The sequence below is a fragment of the Pseudomonas sp. PAGU 2196 genome (assembly GCF_022179005.1).
Lineage (GTDB): Bacteria > Pseudomonadota > Gammaproteobacteria > Pseudomonadales > Pseudomonadaceae > Aquipseudomonas > Aquipseudomonas kermanshahensis.
In genome coordinates this window covers 43,184-70,160 of sequence record NZ_BNTL01000016.1, presented here as the reverse complement: position 1 = coordinate 70,160, position 26,977 = coordinate 43,184, and the positions used below count along the sequence as shown (strand labels likewise).

The window sequence follows — 26,977 nt, the reverse complement described above, 5'->3', positions numbered from 1 at the left end:
GAGCTTCGTTCGGCCCTTGATGGCGCTGCGAAGTTTCACCAGAAAAAGGAATCAGGCTTCTCATGGGCGAACTGGCCAAAGAAATCCTCCCGGTCAATATCGAAGACGAACTGAGACAGTCTTACCTCGACTACGCGATGAGCGTGATTGTCGGGCGAGCGCTGCCCGATGCGCGTGACGGCTTGAAGCCCGTGCATCGTCGCGTTCTCTTTGCGATGAGCGAACTGGGCAACGACTGGAACAAACCGTACAAGAAGTCCGCCCGTGTGGTCGGTGACGTGATCGGTAAGTACCACCCGCACGGCGACACTGCGGTCTACGACACCATCGTGCGTATGGCCCAGCCGTTCTCGCTGCGTTACCTGCTGGTCGACGGCCAGGGCAACTTCGGTTCGGTCGACGGCGACAACGCCGCGGCCATGCGATACACCGAAGTGCGCATGGCCAAGCTGGCGCACGAGCTGCTGGCCGACCTGCACAAAGAAACCGTCGACTGGGTGCCCAACTACGACGGCACCGAGCAGATCCCGGCAGTCATGCCGACCCGTATTCCCAACCTGCTGGTCAACGGTTCCAGCGGTATCGCCGTGGGCATGGCGACCAACATCCCGCCGCACAACCTCGGCGAGGTCATCGACGGCTGCCTGGCGCTGATCGACAACCCGGATGTCACCATCGATGAGCTGATGCAGTTCATCCCTGGCCCAGACTTCCCGACTGCCGGCATCATCAACGGCCGCCAGGGCATCATCGAGGCCTACCGCACCGGCCGTGGCCGCATCTACATGCGTGCCCGTTCCGAAGTCGAAGACATCGACAAGGTCGGTGGCCGCCAGCAGATCGTCGTCACCGAGCTGCCGTACCAGCTGAACAAGGCGCGTCTGATCGAGAAGATCGCCGAGCTGGTCAAAGAGAAGAAGATCGAAGGCATTACCGAGCTGCGTGACGAGTCCGACAAGGACGGCATGCGCATCGTCATCGAGCTGCGTCGCGGCGAGGTGCCGGAGGTGGTGCTCAACAACCTCTACCAGCAGACCCAGCTGCAGAGCGTGTTTGGCATCAACGTCGTGGCCCTGATCGACGGCCGCCCGCGTCTGCTCAACCTCAAGGACCTGCTCGAAGCGTTCGTCCGCCACCGCCGTGAAGTGGTGACGCGCCGTACCGTGTTCGAGCTGCGCAAGGCCCGTGAGCGTGGCCACATCCTTGAAGGCCAGGCGGTCGCGCTGTCCAACATCGATCCGGTCATCGCCTTGATCAAGGCCTCGCCGACGCCGTCGGAAGCCAAGGAAGCGTTGATTTCCACTGCCTGGGAATCCAGCGCCGTGCAGGTCATGGTCGAGCGCGCCGGCGCCGATTCCTGCCGCCCTGAAGACCTCCCGGAGCAGTTCGGCCTGCGCGAGGGCAAGTACTACCTGTCGCCGGAACAGGCCCAGGCGATTCTTGACCTGCGTCTGCACCGCCTGACCGGCCTGGAACACGAGAAGCTGCTGGCCGAGTATCAGGAAATCCTCGAGCAGATCGGCGAACTGATCCGCATCCTCAGCAGCGCCGAGCGCCTGATGGAAGTGATCCGCGAAGAGCTCGAAGCCATCCGCGCCGAATACGGCGATGCGCGCCGCACCGAGATCCTCAACGCCAGCCACGACCTCAACTACGGCGACATGATCCCGGAAGAAGAGCGCGTGGTGACCATCTCCCACGGTGGCTATGCCAAGACCCAGCCACTGTCCGCCTACCAGGCCCAGCGCCGTGGCGGCAAGGGCAAGTCGGCGACCGGCGTGAAGGACGAGGACTACATCGAGCACCTGTTGGTCGCCAACAGCCACGCCACCCTGTTGCTGTTCTCCAGCAAGGGCAAGGTGTACTGGAAGAAGACCTACGAAATCCCTGAAGCGTCCCGCGCTGCCCGTGGCCGTCCGCTGGTCAACCTGCTGCCGCTGGAAGAGGGTGAGCGCATCACTGCGATGCTGCAGATCGACCTCGAGGCCCTGCAGCAAAGCGCCGACCTGGACGAAGAGCTGGACGAGGCCGATGACACCGTGCTCGAAGGTGAGCTGGTAGAGGCCGAGGAAGTCGACGAAGAAGACGGCGACACCCCGGAATGGTCTGCTGAGCCGACCGGTGCCTATATCTTCATGGCCACCGCTTCCGGTACCGTCAAGAAGACCCCGCTGGCCCAGTTTGCCCGCCCACGCACCAGCGGCCTGATCGCCCTGAAGCTGAAAGAAGGCGACACCTTGATTGCCGCGGCCATCACCGACGGTGCCAAGGAAGTCATGATGTTCTCCGACGCCGGCAAGGTGATCCGCTTCGCTGAGAGCGTGGTGCGCGAAATGGGCCGTACCGCCCGTGGTGTGCGCGGCATGAAGCTGGGCAAAGGGCAGCAGATCATTTCGATGCTGATCCCTGAGTCCGGTGCGCAGATCCTCACCGCGTCCGAGCGTGGCTACGGCAAGCGTACGCCGCTGTCCAAGTTCCCGCGTCGCGGCCGTGGTGGCCAGGGCGTGATCGCCATGGGTACCAAGGGGCGCAACGGTCTGTTGATCGGCGCTATCCAGGTTCAGGAAGGCGAAGAGATCATGCTCATCTCCGACCAGGGCACCTTGGTGCGGACGCGGGTTGGCGAAGTGTCCAGCTTGAGCCGTAACACCCAGGGTGTGACGCTGATCAAGCTGGCGGCTGACGAAACGCTGGTGGGCCTGGAGCGAATCCAGGAGCCTTCCGAAGAAGAGCTCGACGAACTGGTCGAGGCGGATGCGCAAGGCGAAGCGCCGGAGGCTGTCGATGACGACAGCGCGGGCGCCGAAGAGGCACCGCAAGAGTAAGCAAGCGCAACAACCCGAGCGGGGCGACCAAGGTCGCCCCGTTTGACTGATTAGAGGCAGTCAATGGGGCCGCTATGCGGCCCATCGCCGGCAAGCCGGCTCCCACAAGTGAAGCGCATGTCGTGAGCTTTTCGATATGCCTGTGGGAGCTGGCTTGCCGGCGATGGGCTGCACAGCAGCCCCATTACAGCCAGCCTGTCCCCGTAGGGGGTGCGGGCCTGCAAGTTACGATTTGTTCTATTTTGGCAGAGCGAGAGTGGATGTGAGCAAACGAGCCTTTAACTTCTGCGCAGGCCCTGCTGCGCTTCCTGACGCTGTCCTGCAGCGCGCCCAGGCCGAAATGCTGGACTGGCGCGGCAAGGGCTTGTCGGTGATGGAAATGAGCCATCGCAGCGACGATTACGTGGCCATCGCCGAGAAGGCCGAGCAGGACCTGCGTGACCTGTTGTCCGTCCCCTCCAACTACAAGGTCCTGTTCCTGCAGGGCGGTGCCAGCCAGCAGTTCGCCGAGATCCCGCTGAACCTGCTGCCGGAAAACGGTACCGCCGACTACGTCGAAACCGGTATCTGGTCGAAGAAGGCCATCGAGGAAGGGCGCCGTTTCGGCAACATCAATGTCGCCGCCAGCGCCAAGCCTTACGACTACCTCGCCATCCCAGGCCAGAACGACTGGAACCTGACCAAGAACGCTGCCTACGTGCACTATGCGTCCAACGAGACCATCGGTGGCCTGCAGTTCGACTGGGTGCCAGAGACCGGTGACGTTCCGCTGGTGGTCGACATGTCGTCCGATATCCTCTCTCGCCCGATCGACGTCTCGCAGTACGGCCTGATCTACGCCGGTGCGCAGAAAAACATCGGCCCGAGCGGCCTGGTGGTGGTGGTCGTGCGCGAAGACCTGCTGGGTCACGCTCGCAGCAGCTGCCCGACCATGCTCGACTACAAGGTGTCAGCCGACAACGGCTCGATGTACAACACCCCGGCCACCTATTCCTGGTACCTCTCGGGCCTGGTGTTCGAGTGGCTCAAGGAGCAGGGTGGCGTCGAGGCCATGGAGCAGCGCAACCGCGCCAAGAAAGACCGCCTGTACGGCTTCATCGACGCCAGCGACTTCTACACCAACCCGATCAGCGTCAACGCCCGTTCGTGGATGAACGTGCCGTTCCGCCTGGCCGACGAGCGCCTGGACAAGGCCTTCCTGGCCGGCGCCGACGCCCGTGGCTTGCTCAACCTCAAGGGCCATCGCTCGGTCGGCGGCATGCGTGCCTCGATCTACAACGCCCTGGGCCTGGAAGCGGTTGAAGCGCTGGTTGGCTACATGGCTGAATTCGAGAAGGAGCACGGCTGATGTCCGAACACGAGCTCAAGGCGCTGCGCGTGCGCATCGACAGCCTCGACGAGAAGATCCTCGAGCTGATCAGCGAGCGCGCCCGTTGCGCCCAGGAAGTGGCGCGGGTCAAGACCGCCTCGCTCGCCGAAGGTGAAAAGCCGGTGTTCTACCGCCCCGAGCGTGAGGCTGCGGTACTGAAGCGGGTCATGGAGCGCAACAAGGGGCCGCTGGGCAACGAAGAGATGGCGCGGCTGTTCCGCGAAATCATGTCGTCCTGCCTGGCCCTGGAAGAGCCGCTGAAAATCGCCTACCTGGGCCCTGAAGGTACCTTCACCCAGGCAGCGGCGATGAAGCACTTCGGCCATGCCGTGATCAGCCGCCCGATGGCGGCCATCGACGAAGTGTTCCGCGAAGTGGCGGCCGGTGCCGTCAACTTCGGCGTGGTGCCGGTGGAAAACTCCACCGAGGGCGCGGTCAGCCACACCCTGGACAGCTTCCTTGAGCACGACATGGTGATCTGCGGTGAAGTCGAGCTGCGCATCCACCACCACCTGCTGGTGGGCGAGAGCACCAAGACCGACAGCATCACCCGCATCTACTCCCACGCCCAGTCGCTGGCCCAGTGCCGCAAGTGGCTGGATGCGCACTACCCGAACGTGGAGCGCGTGGCAGTTTCGAGCAACGCCGAAGCGGCCAAGCGGGTCAAGGGTGAGTGGAATTCGGCAGCGATCGCCGGTGATATGGCGGCGAACCTGTACGGCCTGACCCGTCTGGCCGAAAAGATCGAAGACCGTCCGGACAACTCGACGCGCTTCCTGATGATCGGTAACCAGGAAGTACCGCCGACCGGCGACGACAAGACCTCGATCATCGTGTCGATGAGCAACAAGCCGGGGGCCTTGCACGAGCTGCTGGTGCCGTTCCATGAGAACGGTATCGACCTGACCCGCATCGAGACCCGCCCGTCGCGCAGCGGCAAGTGGACGTACGTGTTCTTCATCGACTTCGTCGGCCACCACCGCGACCCGTTGATCAAGGCAGTGCTGGAGGCGATCAGCCAAGAGGCTGTGGGGCTGAAGGTGCTGGGGTCTTATCCGAAGGCGGTGCTGTAAATGAGCTTGTCGGGGCCGCTTTGCGCCCCGTCGCGACGCAAGGCCGCTCCTGCAGGGCCTGCGTGATACCTGTAGGAGCGGCCTTGTGTCGCGATGGGCTGCGAAGCGGCCCCCTGCGGTCTCACAGACTGTCTTGATTTCTGAACAGGGTTCGCACTCGTGGTAAATGCAGTAACAACCAAACCCGCACCGCTCATCGGTCGCCTCGTCGTCGTAGGCCTGGGCCTGATCGGCGGCTCCTTCGCCAAGGGCTTGCGCGAAAGCGGCCTGTGCCGCGAAGTGGTCGGCGTCGACCTGGATGCCCCCTCGCGCAAGCAGGCCGTGGCCCTGGGTGTGGTCGACCGCTGTGAAGAAGACCTCGCCGCCGCCTGTGTCGGTGCCGATGTCATCCAGCTGGCCGTGCCGATCCTGGCCATGGAAAAGCTGCTGGCACGCCTGGCACAGCTCGACCTGGGCGATGCCGTCATCACCGATGTCGGCAGCGCCAAGGGCAATGTGGTGCGCGCCGCCCGTGAAGTCCTGGGTGAGCGCCTGTCGCGCTTCGTCCCCGGCCACCCGATTGCCGGTTCCGAGCAGAGCGGGGTAGAGGCCTCCAATGCCGCCCTGTTCCGTCGCCACAAGGTCATCCTCACGCCGCTGCCGGACACCGACCCCGCCGCCCTGGCCACGGTCGACCGCCTGTGGCGCGCATTGGATGCCGATGTCGAGCACATGCCGGTCGAGCGCCATGACGAAGTACTGGCCGCCACCAGCCATCTGCCGCACTTGCTGGCCTTCGGCCTGGTCGATTCGCTGGCCAAGCGCAATGAAAACCTCGAGATCTTCCGGTACGCTGCGGGAGGCTTCCGCGATTTCACGAGAATCGCCGGCAGCGACCCGACCATGTGGCACGACATCTTTCTCGCCAACCGCGAAGCCGTCCTGCGCACGCTTGATACATATCGCAGCGATCTCGACGCCTTGCGCGACGCGATCGATGCAGGGGACGGGCACCAGCTGCTGGGTGTATTCACCCGCGCACGCGTTGCCCGCGAGCATTTCAGTAAAATCCTGGCCCGCCGGGCCTATGTGGACGCTATGAACGCCAACGATCTGATTTTCCTGGCCCAACCGGGTGGCCGCCTGACCGGGCGAATCCGCGTACCGGGCGACAAGTCGATTTCTCACCGCTCGATCATGCTCGGCTCGCTGGCCGAAGGCACGACCGAGGTCGAAGGGTTCCTCGAAGGTGAGGATGCGCTGGCGACCTTGCAAGCCTTCCGTGACATGGGGGTGGTCATCGAAGGCCCGAACCAGGGTCGCGTAACCATCCATGGGGTCGGCCTGCACGGCCTCAAGCCGCCACCTGGGCCGATCTACGTGGGTAACTCCGGCACCTCGATGCGCCTGCTCTCTGGCCTGTTGGCCGGTCAGCCGTTCGACGTGACCATGACCGGTGATGCCTCGCTGTCCAAGCGCCCGATGAACCGCGTGGCCAACCCGCTGCGCGAAATGGGCGCAGTGGTCGAGACTGGCCCTGAAGGCCGTCCGCCACTGACCATCCGTGGTGGTAACAAGCTCAAGGCACTGACCTACACGCTGCCGATGGCCAGTGCCCAGGTCAAATCGTGCTTGCTGCTCGCCGGTCTGTATGCCGAAGGCAAGACCACGGTCACCGAACCTGCACCGACCCGTGACCACACCGAGCGCATGCTGCGCGGCTTTGGTTACGCAGTCGAGTCCAATGGCCCGGTGGCTTCGCTGCAGTCTGGCGGCAAGCTCACGGCTACTCGCATCGAAGTGCCTGCCGATATTTCGTCGGCGGCGTTCTTCCTGGTCGCGGCCTCGATCGCTCAAGGCTCGGAGCTGGTGCTCGAGCATGTCGGCATCAACCCGACCCGTACCGGCGTGATCGACATCCTGCGCCTGATGGGCGGCGACATCACCCTGGAAAACCAGCGTGAAGTGGGTGGTGAGCCGGTGGCGGACCTGCGTGTGCGCGGTGCTCAGCTCAAGGGTATCGACATCCCCGAAAACCTGGTGCCGCTGGCCATCGACGAGTTCCCGGTGCTGTTCGTTGCCGCCGCCTGTGCCGAAGGGCGCACCGTGCTGCGTGGCGCCGAAGAGCTGCGGGTCAAGGAATCCGACCGCATCCAGGTCATGGCCGATGGCCTGATCAGCCTGGGCGTGAAGTGCGAACCGACCCCGGACGGCATCATCATCGACGGCGGCCAGATCGGCGGCGGCGAAGTGCACGGCCACGGTGACCACCGTATCGCCATGGCCTTCAGCGTTGCCTCGCTGCGTGCCACTGCGCCGATTCGCATCCATGACTGCGCCAACGTCGCCACCTCGTTCCCCAACTTCCTGGCGTTGTGTGCCGAAGTCGGTATCCGCGTGGCTGAAGAGGGCAAGTCGTGAATTCGCAAGCAACAGTCATCACCATCGACGGGCCAAGCGGCTCGGGCAAGGGCACGGTCGCCGGTCTGCTGGCTCGCGAGCTGGGCTGGCGCCTGCTGGACTCCGGCGCGCTGTACCGTTTGCTGGCATTCAATGCCAACAATCACGGCGTCGACCTGACCAACGAAGAGCTGCTCAAGCAGCTTGCCGCCCATCTGGATGTGCAGTTCATCGCGGCCGAGCCCGGTAAGCTGCAACAGATCATCCTTGAGGGTGAGGACGTCAGCAGTGTCATCCGCACCGAAACCGTCGGCGCAGGCGCCTCGATGGTGGCCTCGCTGCCTGCCGTGCGGGACGCGTTGCTGTTGCGTCAGCGTGCATTCCGCGAGGCTCCGGGCTTGATCGCCGATGGTCGCGACATGGGTACCGTGGTGTTCCCGGACGCGCCCTTGAAGATTTTCCTGACCGCCAGCGCGGAGGAGCGGGCACGTCGTCGTTACCTGCAGTTGAAGGGCAAAGGCGAAGATGTTAGTCTGTCGAGTCTGCTGGATGAGATTCGTGCACGTGATGAGCGTGACACCCAACGTGCAGTGGCCCCGCTGAAACCAGCGGCCGATGCCATTCAGTTGGACTCTACCGAGTTGTCCATCGAGCAGGTGTTGCAACGTATCAGGAGTGAGATCGCGCTTCGCGACCTTCACTGATAGCCAGGAGAGCAGGCAGGTGCACCAGTCAACGTCCTGTCGGCTTTCCTTTAAATAACGAAACCCACATTGTCTGGAATGTGGCGATGGGCGTCTGTTTCGCCCGAATCTACAGGAATTAAAATGAGCGAAAGCTTTGCAGAACTCTTTGAAGAAAGCCTGAAAACCCTCAATCTTCAGCCGGGTGCGATCATCACCGGTATCGTTGTCGACATCGACGGCGACTGGGTTACCGTACACGCTGGCCTGAAGTCCGAGGGCGTCATCCCGCTCGAGCAGTTCTACAACGAAGCTGGCGAGCTGACCATCAAGGTCGGTGACGAAGTTCACGTTGCGCTGGACGCGGTCGAAGACGGCTTTGGCGAAACCAAACTGTCCCGTGAAAAAGCCAAGCGCGCCGAGTGCTGGATTGTTCTGGAAGCAGCTTTCGCCGCCGAAGAAGTGGTCAAGGGCGTTATCAACGGTAAGGTTAAGGGCGGCTTCACTGTCGACGTTAACGGCATCCGTGCGTTCCTGCCGGGCTCCCTGGTTGATGTCCGCCCAGTGCGCGACACCACCCACCTGGAAGGCAAAGAGCTGGAATTCAAGGTCATCAAGCTCGACCAGAAGCGCAACAACGTTGTCGTTTCCCGTCGCAGCGTGCTGGAAGCCGAGAACTCCGCCGAGCGCGAAGCCCTGCTGGAAACCCTGCAGGAAGGCCAGCAAGTCAAAGGTATCGTCAAGAACCTCACCGACTACGGCGCATTCGTGGACCTGGGCGGTATCGACGGCCTGCTGCACATCACCGACATGGCCTGGAAGCGCATCAAGCATCCTTCCGAAATCGTTAACGTTGGCGACGAAGTCGACGTTCGCGTTCTGAAGTTCGACCGTGAGCGCAACCGCGTTTCGCTGGGTCTGAAGCAGATGGGCGAAGATCCGTGGGTTGCTATCACTGCCCGCTACCCAGAAGGTACTCGCGTACAAGCTCGCGTTACCAACCTGACCGACTACGGCTGCTTCGCTGAGCTGGAAGAAGGCGTTGAAGGTCTGGTACACGTTTCCGAAATGGACTGGACCAACAAAAACATCCACCCGTCGAAAGTCGTTCAGGTTGGCGACGAAGTGGAAGTCATGGTTCTGGACATCGACGAAGAGCGTCGTCGTATCTCCCTGGGCATCAAGCAGTGCAAGTCCAACCCATGGGAAGACTTCTCCGGCCAGTTCAACAAGGGTGACAAGATCACCGGTACCATCAAGTCGATCACCGACTTCGGTATCTTCATCGGTCTGGACGGCGGCATCGACGGCCTGGTTCACCTGTCCGACATCTCCTGGAACGAAACCGGCGAAGAAGCCGTACGTCGTTTCAAGAAGGGCGACGAGCTGGAAACCGTCATCCTGTCGGTCGACCCAGAGCGCGAGCGCATCTCCCTGGGCATCAAGCAGCTGGAAGACGATCCGTTCTCCAACTTCGTTGCTGTCAATGACAAGGGCGCTATCGTCAAGGGCATCGTGAAAGAAGTTGACGCCAAAGGCGCCATCGTCACCCTGGCCGACGACATCGAAGCCACTCTGAAAGCTTCCGAAATCAGCCGTGACCGCGTTGAAGACGCGCGTAACGTTCTGAAGGAAGGCGAAGAGATCGAAGCTAAGATCATCAGCGTTGACCGTAAGTCCCGCGTTATCAGCCTGTCGATCAAATCGAAAGACGACGCTGAAGAGCGCGAAGCTATCCAGAGCCTGAAAAACGCTCCGGAAGCTGCTGCCGACACCACCATGGCTGCGCTGCTGCGCGAAGCAATGGCCAAACAGAACTAAGTTCTGTTGGATCGGTAAGAAAAAGGGCGACCCTCGGGTCGCCCTTTTTTTATCTGTGATTTTTGTGGTGGTGCCTAAATCGAGCGGCCCGAAACAAACGTACGAGCGAGCGTTGCTCGCGATACGCCGCGCGGGCGGCGCTCGATCTACGCGTCACCCCAAAACTCACGACGTACCCCTTCAACCACGCGCATCCCAGCCAATCCGCGACAAATTTCTTTTCACTTCAATCTTGAATTTTTTTATTAAGTCAAGAACCGCCCTGTTCAAATCCCTCCCAGCGTGCTACAAACTGGTTAAGCAATGATCTAGCTGCTTGATAACGAAGGGAAAAATATGACGAAGTCGGAGCTGATCGAACGTATTGTCACCCATCAGGGGCTGCTCTCCTCGAAAGACGTGGAGTTGGCCATCAAGACCATGCTTGAGCAGATGTCGCAGTGCCTGGCGACGGGCGATCGCATCGAGATTCGCGGTTTTGGCAGCTTCTCGCTGCACTATCGCGCACCCCGCGTCGGTCGCAACCCCAAGACTGGCCAGTCGGTCAGCTTGGAAGGCAAGTTCGTGCCGCACTTCAAACCGGGCAAGGAATTGCGTGATCGGGTCAATGAAGAAGATGAGGCCGAGGCCTGATAAAAAAGGAGCAGTCTGATGCGTAACCTCAAGCGCGCCCTGGCGGCGTTGTTCGTGCTGCTGTTGGCGGCTGTGGTGCTGTTCTTCGTGCTCGAGAACCAGCAAGCGGTCTCGCTGGTCCTGTTTGGTTGGTCTGCCCCTGAAGTGCCGGTTGCGGTACTGGTACTGGCCGCGCTGGTCATCGGGTTGGCTATCGGCCCACTGCTCGGCGCCTACGGCGTGCAGCGCAGCAAGCGCAAGATTCGCGCTTCTGCCCGGCAAGCGGCATTAAGCGGTAATTGAGGCGGTTTCCTACTTCTATTGAGGAAAGTCTCACCTATGCCCGCATCGGCTGTCATGAAGTAATAGCACACTTCATTTTCGGCCCAGGCGAGTGTGCAGCAGCATGGATTTCCCCGTTCTTTCTCATCACGGCGCCACCCGAGGCGTAACTGGCTCTTGCCACCAGCTTCACCTTGACCCCGCTACCAGCCTGCTGGTCGATTGCGGTCTGGAGCAAGGTGATGATGCATCGCTGGGCGCGCAGTCCACCTCCCAGGGTTTTGGTGCGAGCTTCGAGGTGAGCAGTGTTCAGGCACTGATCGTCACGCACGTGCATCTCGACCATGTCGGCCGCATCCCCGCGCTACTGGCGGCGGGGTACCGAGGCCCCATCCTGTGCAGCGAACCTTCTGCCAAGCTGCTTCCACTGGTGCTGGAGGATGCCTACAGGCTGAGCATCAGCCGTGAACCGCAGCACGCGCAGCGCTATCTCGCGATGCTCGATGAACTGATCGTCCCGCTGCCTTTCGAGCAATGGCATGCTCTCATCGATCGTCCTGGTCTTGGCTGCCGCATTCGCTTGCAGCGCGCCGGGCACCTACTGGGTTCAGCCTATGTCGAGTGTGACGTGGAGCGCGGGGAGGCCAACACCCGCTACGTGTTCTCCGGCGACCTAGGGCCCTCCACCAACCCCTTGCTGCGGCCCGTGCAGCCCCCAGAGCGCGCTGACGTGCTGGTGCTCGAAAGCACCTATGGCGATCGCCTGCACCCCAGTACCGACGACCGTCGCGAAAAACTGGAAGCAGTCATCGATCGGGCATTGGCCGATAACGGCACGATCCTCATCCCAGCCTTCAGCCTGGGGCGTACCCAGGAATTGTTGTACGAGCTCGAAGACATCCTTCATCGCAAGGCCCTGCTGAGCGCGGGTCAAGCGCCGGGTGATAGTCCTCTTGATTGGTCGCAATTACCCATCATTCTTGATTCACCCTTGGCTCAACGCATCACCAGCGTTTACCGCGACCTGCATGAATACTGGAACGAAGAAGCCCGGGCGCGGTTGGCTGAGGGGCGTGACCCGCTGGGCTTTGGTCAGCTGATCAGTGTGGATACCCATGCCAGGCATCAGCAGGTGGTGAATTACCTCAAAAGCACCGGGCGCCCGGCGATTGTCATTGCAGGCAACGGCATGTGCTCGGGTGGGCGGATCGTCAACTACCTCAAGGCCATGCTTGGGGATCCGAGGCATGAGGTGCTGTTCGTCGGGTATCAAGCCAAGGGCACGCCGGGGGCAGTGATTCAGGCCAGTGAGGGGGCGGAAGGGTTTGTGCAGATTGATCTGGATGGAGAGGCTTATGAGATTCGGGCGAAGGTGATGACGTTGAGTGGGTATTCGGGGCATGCGGATCAGCATGGCCTGCTCGAATTTGCCGTGAACGGCGCCAAGCCGCCAGCCAAAGTGGTTTTGGTGCATGGGGAGCCAGCCGCAAAGGCGGCCTTGAGCCGAGCACTGCTCAGTCGCGCACCGGGAGCCAAGCATGAAGTGGAGGTGAGTATTCCCTGAAAGCAGCAAGATGATCTGCGTGTTATCCGCTGTGCCAAGAAACTGATAGATTGTGCTTTCCTCGGTCGAATTAGAGCGAATGCTGTACTCTGATTCATAGTGGGGCAGGCTCGAATGCGGGCGGCTGGGTGACACATCGCCGCTGAGCTATGTCTTGATCCACCGATTTGGGTGGGTTGCTGAAAGTGGCTTTCCCTGGTTTGCCAGGGAATCGTGCAGATCGTCGGATTCAAGGATAACTAAAAGAAATGCGCAATGATCGTGAGCGCCTCGGTGAAGCGCGTGAGTATGATATTTTCGATTTGACCGAGGGGCTTTGGCGGCAACGCTTGCTGGTGCTGGTGGTCACTGTATTGGTTGCGGCGCTGGCAGTTGTCTACGCAATGCTGGCGACGCCGGTGTATGAGGCCAAGGTTCTTCTGCAGCCGCCACTGAGCAGTGATATCAGTCAGTTGAATGTCGGACGGGTGGGGGGGGATGATTTGCTCGCTCCCATTCGTGAGCGGGAGGTTGGCCAGATCTACCGGCGCAATCTGCAGTCAGATTCGTTGCGGCAAGCGTTTTTCGAGCAAGTTTACCTACCCAGTCTTGGTGAGGGCCTTGGTGCAGGTTCGGCTGGTCTTTACGCCAAATTCTATGGGCAGCTACAGGTGCTCAATGCTAATGAGGAGGAGGGCCGTTCTTCTGTTTCTGCACGTGCCGAGGATCCCCATCAGGCGGCTGATTGGGTTGTGAAGTATGCGGAGATGGCGGGTGAGCGAACCAAAAGTGAACTGATAAAAAAGGTCACTGCCGAGTTCAAGGTAGAAGCCGACAACCTACAGCGAGCTATCGATGCCGCGCGAGCCAATGCCTCGCGTGAGCGTGAGGACCGGATTATCCAGTTGACGGAGGCGTTGCACACTGCGCGCTCCATCGGTCTTGAAAAACCGCCGATCATTACCACCGGGTTGTCAGCGGAAGTCTCTGCGGGGATGAATGGCTCGCTGATGTACATGCGCGGAAGCAAAGCGCTGGAGTCGGAAATCAAGAATTTGCAGGCGCGCGTGTCTGATGACCCGTTCGTGAGTAACTTGCGTGAGCGAGAACAAAAGGTGTCGTTCTATCGTTCGGTAACGCTGACGCCTGATCAGTTTGAAGTGTATCGGCAGGATGGCGTAGTGGAGCCACCCGAAGCTCCAGTCAAGCCTCGCAAGGCTTTGATTGTGGGGCTCGGCGTGTTGGTTGGCTTGTTCATCGGCACATTCATCGCGCTCATTCGTGAGGCGTGGCGGTTCAGGCAAGCGCGCCAGAATTAGTGGTCAGCAGAGGTGCTGGTGGTGTGCGGCAATGAATAAACTGTCGAACACTGCTGGCCTGTGAAGCGTCGGCTAACAGTGCCGAAAACTCAAAAGACATAAGGCAGTGGTTGAGGATGAGTGAGCAATATCTAGTTTCCATTGTAGTGCCAACTCATAACCGTTCGAAGTACGCGATTCCCTGTGTGAAGAGCTTGCTCGAAATAAAGTCCGAGCGGCTTCAGGTCGTGGTGCACGATACCAGTAACGATGATTGCCAGTTGGCTGCCTGGGCGGCTGATCAGGCGGACTCGAGATTGGTTTACGTCCATTGGAAAAGCCGTCTTTCCATGACCGAGAACCATGAGCGAGCCATGCAGTTGGCAGAGGGCGAGTACGTCTGCCTGATTGGTGATGATGATACTGTTTCGCAACGGATTCTCGAGGCGGCCGAATACGCAAAGGCTGAAAACGTCGACATGCTGACGCCGCGGGTTAAAGCCTTCTATTACTGGCCAGACTTTCGCACCAAGTTTTACGGTGCTGCGCATGCCGGGCGCATTTACCTGGAAACGTTTGGGCGGGGTGCTGAGACGCTGCAGGCTAGCAAGCAATTAGACAAAGCACTTCATGAGGCATGCCAGGGTACCGATGCGCTGCCGAAGCTTTACCATGGCCTGGTAAGGCGTAGCTTGCTGGACGAACTGCGTCGCCGCAGTGGAAAGATTTTCTTCGGGACTAGCCCCGACATGTCAGCGTCCGTTTCGCTTGCGATGATCGGCAAGACTTATTGCTTGCTCGATTTCCCCTTCACCATGCCAGGCGGTGGGGGTGGAAGTAACAGCGGGCGTAGCGCCATGGGCAAGCACAAGGGCAACTTGAAAGATGACCCTCATATGAAGCCCTTCACGGACTTGCAGTGGCCTGCTGAGTTGCCCATGTTCTTCAGTGTTGAAACTGTTTGGGCTCACGCTGCCTGGGCAACGCTGGAGGGTATGAAAGACGAGAAGCGGCAGTCGCAGTTCAACTTGGCGCGCCTTTATGCCTTGTGCCTTTTTTATCACCGAGACTACGCAAAAGAAATTTTTGCAGCGCGTCGGGCGGCTCAGGCTGGTGGCAATGGCCAGGTGGGCATGGTCCGGCTGGTTTCTGAGTTTGTATCCGTGCTGACAAAATATACCTTCTCCCGCCTGAAAAGGGTGATGAAGCCTAATGCCAGTAACGGGCGCGAAGTGGTTGGCGTGGTAGAAGATGTGTACCTCGCACGGCAGGCCCTGGACAGTAAGCTGGAAGCAAGGTTGGCGGGGGCGGGCATCTGCACTTCATCGACGAGAACGCGCAGCGTGACAGAGTGATTGGTGGGAGGCAATGAAGATAGCTAATCTCTCGTCACTGCTGCTGGCCAGTTTTTCCGGAAAGCTCATCTATGCGTTGGCAAGTGTCATTTCATTGCCGCTGGCCGCTTATGTGCTCGGCGCAGAAGCGGTAGGCCTGGTAGGGTTTTTTACTACACTGCTGATGGTGCTGATGGTGCTGGAGGGCGGGCTGACCAGTAACGTCATCCAGCGTTTGGCCAGGATCAGAGGCGTTGCGAGCGCTGACCGTTCAATGCGCTCTGTCAGGGCGCTGGTGAATACCTACCTGTTGGTCTTTTCTGCAGTGGGCTTGATTGCGGCGTCCGCGATATCGCTGGCGTCGCCGGCACTCGTGAGCCATTGGCTGAAGCTCACTGATATCAGCCAGGATCAAGCACTGTACGCCCTTTACTGCATGGCAATATTCATTGGTCTTAATTTGCCAGTGATGTTGCTGCAGGGCGTATTTGTGGGCAACGAACTGCAATACCCGCTGAACAAAGTGTATATCGTCTACTCGTTGATGCGTACCCTTGGCGTATTAGGGTTGGTTCATAGCGTTCCCGCATTCGGTGGTGTGACGGGTTATTTTACACTCCAGGTTTTCATCCAGCTGATGTATGTCGCGACATTGATGTATGTGCTGTATCGTCGTGACTTGCTGGGGGCGGGTAGGGTTCACAAAAAGTACGTTCTTAGTGGCTTGGCATTTAGTCGAGGGGTTTTTCTGATCTCCTTGACTTCGGTGATAACCGTGCAGTATGACAAGTTGTTCATGAGCGGTGCGCTCGGCTTGCAAGACTATGCGTACTACAGCCTTGCCAGTACGATTGCAGGTTTTCCTTATATTTTTTCGACGGCTTTTAATACGGTGTTGTTCCCGCGGTTCTCGCGGGACCTGCGTGTTGGTGAGCTGGCGCGTATCGAAAAAGTATTTCGAGCTGCACTGGTACTGTTTGCGCTGATCATGACCATTATGTGCAGTGCGGTATTCTGGTATGCCGGCGCTGCCTTGCACATGATGTTCGAGCCGTTTTTGGCAGAGGGTATCGACACGGTAGTGCCTTGGCTGCTGGTGGGCACAGCACTGCAGTCCTTGTTGATCGTTCCTTTCTCGTTGCAGATGGCTGCGGGGTGGACGTCGCTTGCGTTCCGCTTGAACCTGGTTGCGGTGCCGATTATCTTGTTCGCCCTGCCAGCGCTGGTGGCAAGCTTTGGGGCTGTTGGCGGTGCTTACAATTGGCTGCTTTACAACGCCTTTTCGTTTGGCTGTACGGTATATTTTACGTGTCGCCGATTTCCTTGGTTGCTGCCTGCTTATCGCGCGTGTCTATACGCTGCGTTGGTGACTGCCGTGATGGCGAATGGCTTATTCTTCCTTTGTTTCCAATGGTTGTCTGGCGCGGTGGCGGGCGTGGTGGGTGCATGCCTGGCTTCGGCGTTGCTGGCTGCATTGGGGGCATTTATCTTTCGCAAGCAGTTGGCTGGACTCAGGTGACATGAGCGTATAGTCTGTCTTGATTACGGAGAATTATAATGAAGATAGTTGTGCTGGGTGCTTCCGGAATGCTGGGTAATGCGGTGTTCAGGTACTTGGTGTCTGATCAGCGCTACACAGTATGGGGCACGGTACGTAGTTCCGCGTCGCTCAAGTATTTTTCTGCCAGTGAACGTGAACGTTTGGTGGTAGGGCTTGATGTGCTTAGCCAAGACGACCTGCTTGAATTCTTTATGCAGTATCGGCCGGATGTCGTTATCAATTGCACCGGGCTGATAAAGCAACTTTCAACTGCAAATGACCCGCTCGCGGTATTGCCGATCAATGCGCTGCTGCCTCACCGTCTGCAGAAGCTCGCGCAACTGATTGGTGCGCGGCTGGTTCATATTAGTACCGATTGTGTTTATGCCGGCACCCAGGGGCAGTACGTAGAGGCTGATGTTTCTGATGCTGAAGACCTGTACGGCAAGTCGAAGTACATCGGTGAAGTACATGATTCAGCGAACGCGATCACGTTGCGAACCTCGATCATTGGTCACGAGCTGTCAGGGAGCAAGTCACTGGTGGACTGGTTCCTTTCTCAGTCCGGCAGTGTCAAGGGTTACCAGAAGGCAATATTTTCAGGCCTGCCAACGGTTGAAATGGCGCGGGTCATTGCGGACTACGTGCTGCCCAATGCAGCGCTGAATGGCCTCTACCATGTGTCGGCGGAGGCGATTGATAAATACTCATTGTTGAAGTTGGTCGCTGAGAAATACGGTAAGACGATCGATATCGTGGCGGATGACGCGGTTGCTATTGATCGCTCCCTTGACTCGAGCCGGTTTCGTCAGGCGACAGGTTACCTGCCTCCGAGCTGGGCTGATCTGATCGTTAAGATGCGCGACTTTAAATAAGATATTTCAGGGTTTGGAAATGTTTAAAAATAAAGTATTGATGATTACGGGTGGTACTGGGTCGTTCGGCAATACAGTGCTTAAGCGGTTTCTCGATACCGATGTGAAAGAAATTCGAATCTTCAGTCGGGACGAGAAAAAGCAGGAAGACATGCGCATTGCCTTGGGTAATGACAAGGTCAAGTTCTACATTGGCGATGTGCGTGATTATTCCAGCCTGTTGCAAGCGATGGTTGGCGTGGATTACATCTTCCATGCTGCAGCGCTCAAGCAGGTGCCGTCTTGCGAGTTCTTCCCCATGGAGGCGGTGAAGACCAACGTGATGGGTACTGAGAATGTGCTCAACGCGGCAGTCGAGTGCAAGGTCAAGCGCGTGGTGGTATTGAGCACCGACAAAGCGGTGTACCCGATCAACGCGATGGGTATCTCCAAGGCGTTGGCGGAAAAACTGGTCATTGCCAAGTCCCGTATGATTCCTGCGAGTTCACAAACTGTCATTTGTGCTACCCGCTATGGCAACGTGATGGCGTCCAGGGGCTCGGTCATCCCCTTGTTTGTCAATCAGCTGAAAAGTGGCCAGCCGCTTACTATTACCGACCCCAATATGACGCGTTTCCTCATGTCGCTTGAGGACTCCGTCGATTTGGTGCTGCATGCATTCGAGCATTCCCAGCAAGGGGATATTTTTGTGCAGAAGGCGCCTGCTTCAACGGTGGGTGACCTGGCGACCGCCTTGCAACAATTGTTCAAACTTAAGAATGAAATCAAGGTCATCGGCACGCGGCATGGCGAGAAGCTCTACGAGTCGCTGATATCGCGTGAAGAAATGGCCAAGGCCGAAGACATGGGTCGTTATTATCGGGTGCCTGCTGATAACCGAGATCTCAACTACGAAAAATATTCCTCCAATGGCGAGGAAGAAGTTTCCCATCTCGATGACTACACCTCACACAATACCGTGTTGTTGTCGATCGAAGAGATCAAGGAGACCTTGCTCAAGCTGGACTACATACAGCAAGAGCTGAAAGCCTGATCAACGTCGTGTGCCCGGTTGTTGGTGTTTTATTATTTGTCGGTGTGTTGGAGAAGTCGTTTGGCCGAGCTCAGTGCTGTCGTCAGTGTCAGTGTTGTTATCCCTTGTTATCGCTGCAAGGGTTCGATAGCGCGCGCGGTTGAGTCTGTGTTTGCTCAAACACTGAGGCCTGCTGAAGTTATCCTGGTTGATGACTGCAGCCCAGATGACACGCTTGAACAGCTGCACGCCGAAGCGAAGAGGTACCCGCCGGGCTGGGTAAAGGTCATTGCGCTGAAGAAAAATGGCGGCCCAGGCAATGCGCGGAATGCTGGCTGGGCAGAAGCCACTGGGAAGTACGTGGCGTTTCTTGATTCTGATGACAGCTGGCATGTCAAGAAAACCGAGCTGCAATACCAGTGGCTTGAGCAGCATCCCGAGGTCGACTTGCTTGGCCAGCATTTTGCGGCGGGTCAGCGCAGCGAGCCGTCGATTGACGATGTACGTTTCATCCCCGTGACGGGGCGTCAGCTGCTGCTGTCCAATCGCTTTTCCACCTCTTCTGTCATGATTCGGCAAGACGTGAAGTATAGATTCAAGCAGGGCATGCGTTACTGCGAAGATTACCAGTTGTGGTGTGATATCTGTTTCGGCGGTGGGGCATGCTTTAACGTGGATTACCCACTCGTCAACACCTTCAAGCCCGTGTACGGCGACTCAGGCCTGAGTGGTCAACTCTGGCGCATGGAGAGAGGCGAGTTGGCGGTGCACCTGTCGCTGCTCAAGCGCAGGTACATAGGCCTTCCTGCGTGCTTGCTCGCCGTTTCATGGTCACTCGGGAAGTTTGTTCGTCGCGTCATCAACTCATCGGTTCGAAGGACTCTATGATTTACATCGTCGGCTGGGGGATCATGCTGCTCGGGCTTATGGTTTCGGAGGTGGTCAGAAACCGAAGCCGTATCCCTGCTGCGGTGGTGATCGCTTTCGTGGCGATATTGGCTATTTTCCGAGGTGCGGTTGGTACGGACACAAACACCTACGAATTCTTGCTGGAGTCCGTGGACCCTGCGGCGTTCAGCGGAGGTGTAGAGCCTCTGTTCATGGCGTCCGGCTGGCTTTTCAAGACGGTCACGGGTTCTGCAGTAGGGGCGGTCAGGCTGTTTGCGCTTGTGTTATTTGGCGTGCTTTTCTATTTTCTGTTGCACTCGAATAGAAATGAACGCTTCTTCCTGTTGTCGTTTTTCCTGCCGTCATTTATCTATCAGTACAGCATGAATACCTTGCGCTTAGGCTTGGCCAGCGCCGTACTTCTGTTGGTGTTTCAGTACATTCGTCGGTACCGTTATTCACAACGCGCAGCGTTATCGATAGTTGCCTTGGCGTTTCATTACTCGTCCCTATTCAATCTGGGGTTTTTGCTGGCACTGCGCATGCGCTGGACACGCTGGGCCAGCATGCTGGGGTTCGCCGTTTTCGTCGTCTGTGCGTTGCTGGTCGTGCTCTTGAATAACGACTACTTCTTGATGAAGCTGAACGCTTATCAGCAGGTCGCGTCGCCCGGGAGGTTTTCTGGGTTGAGCAAAGTCGTGCTGATTGTGGTGATGCTGTTGGCGGTAATCGCTTCACGTATGCCGCGGCCGGACAAGTTTAAATTGTTGGTTTTGGCGGTCCTGTTGACGGCGGCTTCGTTTGGCTTGGCGACCGTAAGCTACGCGGGTTTGCGCTTCCTTGATTTGCTGTCGTTTTCACTGCCATTGGCGGTCATGGTTATTTATAACGACAACGAGCTTGACTTCGACTGGGCGATAAAGTTGGGGCTTTCGCTGGTAGGGCTTATCTCGGTAGTGGCCAGTTACAGGAACTATTTGCAAGAGTCGGGGCAGGGGCCTAGCCCATTCCTGCCTTATCATTTTTTGGATTTGCTTGGTGGTGTCTAGGCTGCGGGCGCACAGGTGGAAAACGGGGGGGGCGTAATTGAAGATTTTAGTGTTGGGCGCAAACGGCTTTATTGGGTCGCGGTTGGTACGTCTTCTTAAGGAGCAGGCGCTCTCGATTCGTGTTCTGACCCGTAAGCCAGCGCTTTTTGATGCCACGCAGCTAGAGGTATTCGCCGGGGACCTGACTGACCCGCAGTTGAATGTGGATGACTTGCTCAGCGGCTGCGATGTCGTCATCAACTGCGCGGGCGAGATCAGAAATGAACAGCTGATGCCTGCGCTGCATGTTGACGCGGTCGAGCGTTTACTCAGTGCCGTGGGCCGTGCGCGCAGTCGCACAGGACGCTTGCGCTGGGTGCAGTTGAGTAGCGTCGGGGCATATGGCCCGGCGGCTGGCCGTGAACGTATCGTCACCGAGCAGACGCCAGCCAATCCGCAGGGTACCTATGAAGTCACCAAGACCCAGGCTGATGAATTGATCATGTCTCACCCTGCGCTGCAGGGCGATTTCGCTGATTGGGCTATTCTTCGGCCCTCCAACGTTTTTGCAGACGATATGCCGAACGCTTCGATCCGGCAGCTGGGTGCGATGATTCGCAAGAAATTGTTTTTTTACGTCGGCTACAAAGAGGCGATTGCCACGTACATTCATGCCGACGATGTTGCTGCGGCCCTCGTGCGCTGCGCAGTAGATCCGCGTGCCTCACGGCAACTCTACAACCTGTCGAATGATTGCCCGTTCAGCGAGGTGGTCAACGCCCTGGCCGCTGCCCAGGGGGTGTCATCGCCGCGTTTGAGGGTGCCGGAGGGGGTGGTGAGGCTTGCCGTGTGGGTGGCTGGCAAAGTCACCCGCTTGCCTCTGACACAGGGGCGAGTTGATGCCTTGGTCAATAAAACCGCTTACCCGATAGGCAAAATACGCGACGAACTGAATTTTGTGCCGCGTTACAGCGTCCCAGCGCATATCAGCGAAGTGTTGAAATAAAATAGCGGTGCGCCAGTGGCCAGCCCAGAGGGCCCAGCAGGCGATAGAAAATAATGAACATGCAAATTGGAACCTCAAGCGATGTCGATCAAAGGCCTAAGGGTGGCGCGAATCTCAACGGTTCCGTTTTTTGTAGTGACCCAGCTCAGTGCGCAACTGCAAGCCCTGGGTGAGGCGGGCGCGCAAGTGCACGTGATTGCCAGCAACGACGAGTTGGTAGGGGCGCTTCAAGCCCGTGAGGACATACGTTTCATTCCGGTCGAGATCGCGCGTGAAATCAGCCCTTTCAAAGACCTGGTCAGCCTGATTCGGCTGGTCGTCTTGTTCCGCAAACAGCGTTATGACATCGTGCATTCCACCACGCCCAAAGCCGGGTTGCTTACGGCAATAGCCGCGAAGATTGCCGGGGTCAAGGTGCGCCTGCACACCTTTACCGGGCAGCCTTGGGTGACCATGAGCGGGGCCAAGAAGAAGCTGCTTAAGCTCTGCGATATGCTCATCGCCAGGCTCAATTCACATACCTTCACCGACAGCGTCAGCCAGCGCGACTTCCTGGTAAGGGAAGGGGTGGTCGCTGCTTCGAGAATTTCAGTGATCGGTTCCGGGTCACTCGCCGGAGTCGATATTCGTCGTTTTGACGCCGCACGGTTTTCGCCGTCTGCCAACGACGCAATGCGTCAACAGTTGGGGATTCCAGCGGACGCTAAAGTCTTGCTGTTTGTTGGCAGGGTGACGCCGGAGAAAGGCGTCGGTGAATTGATGCAGGCTTTTTTGAAGCTGCAAGCGCACTACCCGGAGCTTTATCTGGTGCTGGTTGGGCCCTATGAAGCGGACGGCCGCGCCGTGGTCGAGTCGCATTTGACGCCTGCATGTGTTGAGCGGGTGAAAGTGCTGGGCTTGCAAGCTGCGCCTGAGCAATACATGGCGATCGCCGATCTGTTGTGCTTGCCGAGTTATCGAGAAGGTTTTGGCACCGTGGTGATAGAGGCGGCGGCGATGGGCGTGCCGACGGTAGGCACCGCCATCTACGGTTTGACCGATGCCATTGTGGACGGTGAGACAGGGTTATTGGTCCCCGTGCAGAATGCCGACGCCTTGGCCGAGGCGATTCGATCGCTTTTGGCTGAGCCTGAGCGTCTGAAGGAAATGGCCAGGCACGCCAGGGAGCGGGCTATAAGGGATTTTGATTCAGCACGGTGCTCAGCCTTGTTGATTGAAAAGTACGAAGGATTCAGCTCATGAGTGGCAGTCAGCCGTTATCTTCTTCTCAGCGCGTCCTCGTTACGGGCGCTAGCGGTTTTGTTGGGCGTGCGCTGGTGACGCGATTGCTGGCAAGCAATGACTTTGAGGTCGTCGCGCAGTTTCGCTCCAGCGCCTCTGCGCAGAAGAACCAAGGAAAAACCGTTGTTACCCCGGCTATCAACAGTGAGACCGACTGGTCGTCGGCGTTGGCTGGGGTGAATGCGGTCGTGCATTGCGCGGCGCGCGTTCATGTCATGAACGAAACTACCGCAGATCCGCTGGCTGCATTCCGCGAGGTCAACGTGGAAGGCACGTTGAAGCTTGCGCGTGAGGCCGCTCGCTCAGGCGTTCGACGCTTCATTTATCTCAGCTCGATCAAGGTCAACGGCGAGGGTACGGACGGAAAAGCCTTCACTGCCGAAGACGACTGCGGCCCGACCGACCCCTACGGCCTTTCGAAATGGGAGGCTGAAAAAGGGCTCATGGAGCTGGCTCAACGTTCGGCGATGGACGTCGTCATCGTCCGGCCACCGCTGATTTATGGGCCGGGTGTAAAGGCCAACTTCCTGAAGATGATCCAGTGGGTCGATCGGGGCGTGCCGCTTCCGTTGGCCTTGGTTGATAACCGCAGGAGTTTGGTCGGCCTGGAAAACCTGACCAACTTCCTGATCCATTGCATCGACCATCCGTGTGCAGCGAACCAGGTGTTCCTGATTTCAGATGGAGAGGATCTTTCTACCCCCGCATTGTTGCGCAACGTTGCGCAGGCACTTGGAAAACCCTCTCGTCTGCTGCCGTTCCCCGTCACGTTACTCCGCGGCTTCGCTGAACTGCTGGGTAAGCGGGCCGTTGTGGACCGGCTGTGCGGATCGTTGAGAGTCGACATTGAAAAAAACAGCCGCGTGCTGGGCTGGACGCCTCGATCATCGGTTGCCGAAGAGTTGAAGCGCACTGTTAAAGCTTACCGTGAGCAGGAACCTAGATGAGCCTTTGGTTACTTTTACCCCTGACTGTGATTGTGTCGCTTGTATTGACTGCAGCACTGCGTCGTTACGCACTGGCGACGAGCATGATCGATGTGCCCAATGCCCGTAGTTCGCACACGATACCCACGCCCCGCGGCGGCGGTGTGGCGATCGTAGTCAGTTTTCTCATTGCGCTGGCATGGCTGGGCTATGTGGATGCGATCGACTGGGCTGTTGCTGTGGGCCTGTTCGGTGCCGGCCTGATTGCCGCCCTTGTCGGGTTTCTGGATGACCACGGGCACGTCCCTGCCGGATGGCGGTTGCTCGGGCATTTTGCGGCCGCTGCCTGGGGCCTTTTCTGGCTCAACGGTGCGCCACCGCTCGAGTTTTTCGGCGTGGTTGTTGATTTAGGGGTGATAGGCCACTTGCTGGCGGCCGTTTACCTTGTGTGGTTGTTGAACCTTTACAACTTCATGGATGGGATCGACGGGCTGGCGAGTGTGCAGGCGGTTACCGCATGCCTGGGGGGAGGCCTGCTTTGTTTGCTGGGGGGGCACGTATCGCAACTGTGGCTGTCAGGGTTGATGCTGATGGCAGTGGCGGGCTTTCTGGTCTGGAACTTCCCGCCTGCGAAGATTTTCATGGGGGATGCCGGTAGTGGCTTCCTGGGGATCATGCTGGGCCTGTTCGCGCTCCAGGCAGCGTGGATTTCGCCTGCGTTTTTCTGGAGCTGGATGATACTGCTAGGGGTATTCATCGTTGATGCCACGTGGACGTTGATCCGCCGGCTGTTGCGCGGTGACAAAGTCCATGAAGCCCATCGCAGCCATGCTTACCAGTATGCTTCAAGGCATTATGGGAGCCACCGTACCGTGACCCTCGCTGTGCTGCTGATCAATATAGGGTGGCTGTTGCCCATCGCGTTGTTGGTGGGCTCTGCCCACCTCGACGGTATAGCCGGTCTTGTGCTGGCCTATATTCCCTTGGTGTGTTTGGCGTTAAGGTTCAATGCCGGATTGAAAGAGGCCTGACTAGCTATGGTTCAAGGATACGATAAGATGCGCAGCTGGCTTTTACAGCTAACGCGGCGCCAGAAGCGGCTGCTGCAGCTCTCTACTGACGTAGTGATGATCTGGCTCGCCTTGTGGCTTGCCTTTGTCGTTCGTCTTGGCATCGACGACCTGGCCAATCCGATCGTCGACCACATGTGGCTGTTCCTGTGTGCGCCGGTAGTGTCGATCCCGCTCTTCATTCGCTTCGGGCTGTATCGCGCGGTGATGCGTTATTTTGGTAACGACGCCCTGATCGCCATCATCAAGGCGGTCACGCTGTCTGCGCTGATCCTCGGCTTCATCATCTATTGGTCCAGCAACCATCAGAACGTAGTGCCGCGTTCCATCACCTTCAACTACTGGTGGTTGAGCCTGATCATGGTCGGTGGCCTGCGGCTCGCCATGCGCCAGTACTTCCTGGGTGACTGGTTTGCTGCCGCCGTCCAGCACGTACCGTTCGCTCAACGAGACGATGGCTTACCACGGGTGGCAATCTACGGGGCCGGCGCCGCCGGTAACCAATTGGCAACGGCGCTGCGCATGGACAAAGCCATGCGGCCGGTGGCATTCATCGACGATGACCCGAGCATTACCGACCGTGTGATCGCGGGTTTGCAAGTGTATCGCCCAGAGCAACTGCAGCAGTTGATCGACGATACCGGCGCTCAGGAAATCCTGCTGGCACTGCCGTCATCGACCCGCACCCGCCGTCGGGAGATCCTTAACTTCCTTGAGGACTTCCCGCTGCATGTGCGCAGTGTGCCCAGCTTCATCGACCTGGCGAGCGGCAAGGTCAAGGTGGATGATATTCAGGAAGTGGACATTGCCGACCTGTTGGGCCGTGACCCGGTGCCCGCACAAAGCGACCTGCTTGAACGTTGCATCGCTGAACAAACCGTGTTGGTCACCGGTGCCGGTGGCTCGATCGGCTCCGAGCTGTGCAGGCAAATTCTTTCCCAGTCCCCGAAAACGCTGCTGCTGTTCGATCACAGCGAGTTCAACCTCTACAGCATTCTTTCTGAACTGGAACAGCGCATTGCCCGTGAGTCGCTGTCTGTTTGCCTGCTGCCGATCCTGGGTTCGGTACGTAACCAGGCGCAGATGCTCGACATCATGAAAACCTGGCGGGTCGATACGGTTTACCATGCTGCTGCCTACAAGCATGTACCGATGGTCGAGCACAATATCAGCGAAGGCTTGCTGAACAACGTCATTGGTACCTTGCACACCGCGCAAGCAGCATTGCAGGCTGGGGTCGCCAACTTTGTGCTGATTTCGACCGACAAGGCGGTACGCCCGACCAACGTGATGGGCAGTACCAAGCGCCTTGCCGAGATGACCCTGCAGGCCCTGAGCCGCGAGTTGGCGCCCGTACTGTTTGGCGATGGGAGCAATGTTTCGCAGGTCAACAAAACCCGCTTCACCATGGTCCGTTTCGGCAACGTGCTGGGCTCATCGGGCTCGGTAATCCCGCTGTTCCATAAGCAGATCAAGGCCGGCGGCCCGCTGACCGTTACCCATCCGAAAATCACCCGCTACTTCATGACCATTCCCGAAGCCGCGCAGTTGGTGATCCAGGCGGGCTCGATGGGCAAGGGCGGGGATGTGTTCGTGCTCGACATGGGCGAGCCGGTGCGGATTGTCGAGTTGGCCGAGAAGATGATCCACCTGTCCGGTTTCAGCGTCCGCTCCGAACGCAACCCCATGGGTGACATCGCTATCGAGTTCACCGGGTTGCGGCCGGGCGAGAAGCTTTACGAAGAGCTGTTGATCGGTGACAACGTGATAGCGACACGCCATCCAATGATCATGAGTGCCAGTGAAGATTTCCTGACCTGGGAAGAACTCAAGGACGCGCTGAGCCAGTTGCTGGGCGCAGCAGCTGCAGATGATTTTGTTCGCGTGCGTCAGTTGCTGCGTGAGACCGTTATCGGCTATGCCCCGGAAGGGGAGATCGTCGACTGGATTTATCAGCAGCGGCGCTTGGATCGGTAAGCATCCTCTGTGACACAAGGCCGCTCCTTATAACAGCGGCCTGTTCTACACGATATGCAGTGCCAGCCATGAGGGCCGCAAGGGCCCTCATTAGAGCGGGGCAGCACAACCGCCCAGCGTTTATGTGAAACCCGCAGCACCCCAGGGTTTTCCCC

21 protein-coding genes are annotated in these 26,977 nt (G+C 58.5%); all 21 read left to right on the top strand.

Going from position 1 to position 26,977, the window contains the following annotated elements; translation table 11 throughout:
- The first annotated feature begins 62 nt into the window (after positions 1 to 62).
- Positions 63 to 2,825 carry a DNA gyrase subunit A gene (gene gyrA, locus MFF34_RS15755; protein WP_027595948.1) on the top strand — a complete coding sequence of 921 codons (2,763 nt, stop codon included), beginning with the start codon at positions 63 to 65 and terminating at the stop codon, positions 2,823 to 2,825.
- A 262-nt stretch (positions 2,826 to 3,087) separates the two neighbouring features.
- Positions 3,088 to 4,173, top strand: a complete 1,086-nt coding sequence (gene serC / locus MFF34_RS15750) for a 3-phosphoserine/phosphohydroxythreonine transaminase (RefSeq protein WP_238215161.1) — start codon at positions 3,088 to 3,090, stop codon at positions 4,171 to 4,173.
- A complete protein-coding gene (gene pheA, locus MFF34_RS15745; RefSeq protein ID WP_027595950.1) occupies positions 4,173 to 5,267 on the top strand; it encodes a prephenate dehydratase in 1,095 nt (364 codons plus the stop codon). Before serC ends, pheA begins: the two co-directional genes overlap by 1 nt.
- A 159-nt stretch (positions 5,268 to 5,426) precedes the next feature.
- Positions 5,427 to 7,667 carry a bifunctional prephenate dehydrogenase/3-phosphoshikimate 1-carboxyvinyltransferase gene (locus tag MFF34_RS15740; protein ID WP_099453220.1) on the top strand — a complete coding sequence of 747 codons (2,241 nt, stop codon included), beginning with the start codon at positions 5,427 to 5,429 and terminating at the stop codon, positions 7,665 to 7,667.
- Positions 7,664 to 8,350, top strand: coding sequence for a (d)CMP kinase (gene cmk / locus MFF34_RS15735; RefSeq protein WP_027595952.1), 687 nt, complete (start codon positions 7,664 to 7,666; stop codon positions 8,348 to 8,350). The genes MFF34_RS15740 and cmk overlap by 4 nt, the downstream gene beginning before the upstream one ends.
- 123 nt (positions 8,351 to 8,473) lie before the next feature.
- Positions 8,474 to 10,150, top strand: coding sequence for a 30S ribosomal protein S1 (gene rpsA, locus MFF34_RS15730; RefSeq protein ID WP_003252673.1), 1,677 nt, complete (start codon positions 8,474 to 8,476; stop codon positions 10,148 to 10,150).
- A gap of 336 nt (positions 10,151 to 10,486) precedes the next feature.
- The gene (ihfB, locus tag MFF34_RS15725; RefSeq protein WP_003252675.1) at positions 10,487 to 10,783 is read left to right on the top strand and encodes an integration host factor subunit beta; all 297 of its coding nucleotides are present in this window, start codon (positions 10,487 to 10,489) and stop codon (positions 10,781 to 10,783) included.
- Positions 10,784 to 10,801: 18 nt separating this feature from the next.
- On the top strand, positions 10,802 to 11,065 hold the full coding sequence (locus tag MFF34_RS15720; RefSeq protein ID WP_027595953.1) for a lipopolysaccharide assembly protein LapA domain-containing protein: 264 nt from the start codon (positions 10,802 to 10,804) through the stop codon (positions 11,063 to 11,065).
- Between the two features lie 103 nt (positions 11,066 to 11,168).
- Entirely contained in the window at positions 11,169 to 12,608 is a 1,440-nt protein-coding gene (locus MFF34_RS15715) for an MBL fold metallo-hydrolase RNA specificity domain-containing protein (RefSeq protein ID WP_238215160.1), read from the top strand.
- A 248-nt stretch (positions 12,609 to 12,856) separates the two neighbouring features.
- Positions 12,857 to 13,906, top strand: a complete 1,050-nt coding sequence (locus tag MFF34_RS15710) for an LPS O-antigen chain length determinant protein WzzB (RefSeq protein ID WP_238215159.1) — start codon at positions 12,857 to 12,859, stop codon at positions 13,904 to 13,906.
- A gap of 116 nt (positions 13,907 to 14,022) precedes the next feature.
- Positions 14,023 to 15,240, top strand: coding sequence for a glycosyltransferase family 2 protein (locus tag MFF34_RS15705; protein WP_238215158.1), 1,218 nt, complete (start codon positions 14,023 to 14,025; stop codon positions 15,238 to 15,240).
- Between the two features lie 13 nt (positions 15,241 to 15,253).
- On the top strand, positions 15,254 to 16,738 hold the full coding sequence (locus MFF34_RS15700; protein ID WP_238215157.1) for an oligosaccharide flippase family protein: 1,485 nt from the start codon (positions 15,254 to 15,256) through the stop codon (positions 16,736 to 16,738).
- A gap of 38 nt (positions 16,739 to 16,776) precedes the next feature.
- On the top strand, positions 16,777 to 17,634 hold the full coding sequence (locus tag MFF34_RS15695) for an SDR family oxidoreductase (protein WP_238215156.1): 858 nt from the start codon (positions 16,777 to 16,779) through the stop codon (positions 17,632 to 17,634).
- Between the two features lie 19 nt (positions 17,635 to 17,653).
- Positions 17,654 to 18,667: a polysaccharide biosynthesis protein gene (locus MFF34_RS15690; RefSeq protein ID WP_186682309.1), complete on the top strand. Its 1,014-nt coding sequence runs from the start codon at positions 17,654 to 17,656 to the stop codon at positions 18,665 to 18,667.
- 60 nt (positions 18,668 to 18,727) lie between these two features.
- A complete protein-coding gene (locus tag MFF34_RS15685; protein ID WP_238215154.1) occupies positions 18,728 to 19,534 on the top strand; it encodes a glycosyltransferase in 807 nt (268 codons plus the stop codon).
- A complete protein-coding gene (locus MFF34_RS15680) occupies positions 19,531 to 20,583 on the top strand; it encodes an EpsG family protein (RefSeq protein ID WP_238215151.1) in 1,053 nt (350 codons plus the stop codon). Before MFF34_RS15685 ends, MFF34_RS15680 begins: the two co-directional genes overlap by 4 nt.
- 37 nt (positions 20,584 to 20,620) lie before the next feature.
- Positions 20,621 to 21,568, top strand: a complete 948-nt coding sequence (locus MFF34_RS15675) for an NAD(P)-dependent oxidoreductase (protein ID WP_238215148.1) — start codon at positions 20,621 to 20,623, stop codon at positions 21,566 to 21,568.
- A gap of 81 nt (positions 21,569 to 21,649) precedes the next feature.
- Entirely contained in the window at positions 21,650 to 22,810 is a 1,161-nt protein-coding gene (locus MFF34_RS15670) for a glycosyltransferase family 4 protein (RefSeq protein WP_238215147.1), read from the top strand.
- Positions 22,807 to 23,796: an SDR family oxidoreductase gene (locus tag MFF34_RS15665; protein WP_238215144.1), complete on the top strand. Its 990-nt coding sequence runs from the start codon at positions 22,807 to 22,809 to the stop codon at positions 23,794 to 23,796. The genes MFF34_RS15670 and MFF34_RS15665 overlap by 4 nt, the downstream gene beginning before the upstream one ends.
- Positions 23,793 to 24,806 carry a glycosyltransferase family 4 protein gene (locus tag MFF34_RS15660; protein WP_186682321.1) on the top strand — a complete coding sequence of 338 codons (1,014 nt, stop codon included), beginning with the start codon at positions 23,793 to 23,795 and terminating at the stop codon, positions 24,804 to 24,806. Before MFF34_RS15665 ends, MFF34_RS15660 begins: the two co-directional genes overlap by 4 nt.
- A gap of 27 nt (positions 24,807 to 24,833) precedes the next feature.
- Positions 24,834 to 26,822 (top strand): nucleoside-diphosphate sugar epimerase/dehydratase, encoded by a 1,989-nt coding sequence (locus tag MFF34_RS15655; RefSeq protein ID WP_238215143.1) that lies wholly within the window; start codon positions 24,834 to 24,836, stop codon positions 26,820 to 26,822.
- The last annotated feature ends 155 nt before the right edge of the window (positions 26,823 to 26,977 follow it).

What these genes read in the sequence shown, in the direction of transcription:
- MFF34_RS15690 (WP_186682309.1), top strand. Translation starts at nt 17,654, where the DNA reads ATGTTTAAAAATAAAGTATTGATGATTACGGGTGGTACTGGGTCGTTC.
- MFF34_RS15720 (WP_027595953.1), top strand. Translation starts at nt 10,802, where the DNA reads ATGCGTAACCTCAAGCGCGCCCTGGCGGCGTTGTTCGTGCTGCTGTTG.
- rpsA (WP_003252673.1), top strand. Translation starts at nt 8,474, where the DNA reads ATGAGCGAAAGCTTTGCAGAACTCTTTGAAGAAAGCCTGAAAACCCTC.
- MFF34_RS15665 (WP_238215144.1), top strand. Translation starts at nt 22,807, where the DNA reads ATGAGTGGCAGTCAGCCGTTATCTTCTTCTCAGCGCGTCCTCGTTACG.
- MFF34_RS15715 (WP_238215160.1), top strand. Translation starts at nt 11,169, where the DNA reads ATGGATTTCCCCGTTCTTTCTCATCACGGCGCCACCCGAGGCGTAACT.
- MFF34_RS15700 (WP_238215157.1), top strand. Translation starts at nt 15,254, where the DNA reads ATGAAGATAGCTAATCTCTCGTCACTGCTGCTGGCCAGTTTTTCCGGA.
- MFF34_RS15670 (WP_238215147.1), top strand. Translation starts at nt 21,650, where the DNA reads ATGTCGATCAAAGGCCTAAGGGTGGCGCGAATCTCAACGGTTCCGTTT.
- MFF34_RS15710 (WP_238215159.1), top strand. Translation starts at nt 12,857, where the DNA reads ATGCGCAATGATCGTGAGCGCCTCGGTGAAGCGCGTGAGTATGATATT.
- ihfB (WP_003252675.1), top strand. Translation starts at nt 10,487, where the DNA reads ATGACGAAGTCGGAGCTGATCGAACGTATTGTCACCCATCAGGGGCTG.
- MFF34_RS15705 (WP_238215158.1), top strand. Translation starts at nt 14,023, where the DNA reads ATGAGTGAGCAATATCTAGTTTCCATTGTAGTGCCAACTCATAACCGT.
- MFF34_RS15655 (WP_238215143.1), top strand. Translation starts at nt 24,834, where the DNA reads ATGCGCAGCTGGCTTTTACAGCTAACGCGGCGCCAGAAGCGGCTGCTG.
- MFF34_RS15680 (WP_238215151.1), top strand. Translation starts at nt 19,531, where the DNA reads ATGATTTACATCGTCGGCTGGGGGATCATGCTGCTCGGGCTTATGGTT.
- pheA (WP_027595950.1), top strand. Translation starts at nt 4,173, where the DNA reads ATGTCCGAACACGAGCTCAAGGCGCTGCGCGTGCGCATCGACAGCCTC.
- gyrA (WP_027595948.1), top strand. Translation starts at nt 63, where the DNA reads ATGGGCGAACTGGCCAAAGAAATCCTCCCGGTCAATATCGAAGACGAA.
- MFF34_RS15660 (WP_186682321.1), top strand. Translation starts at nt 23,793, where the DNA reads ATGAGCCTTTGGTTACTTTTACCCCTGACTGTGATTGTGTCGCTTGTA.
- MFF34_RS15695 (WP_238215156.1), top strand. Translation starts at nt 16,777, where the DNA reads ATGAAGATAGTTGTGCTGGGTGCTTCCGGAATGCTGGGTAATGCGGTG.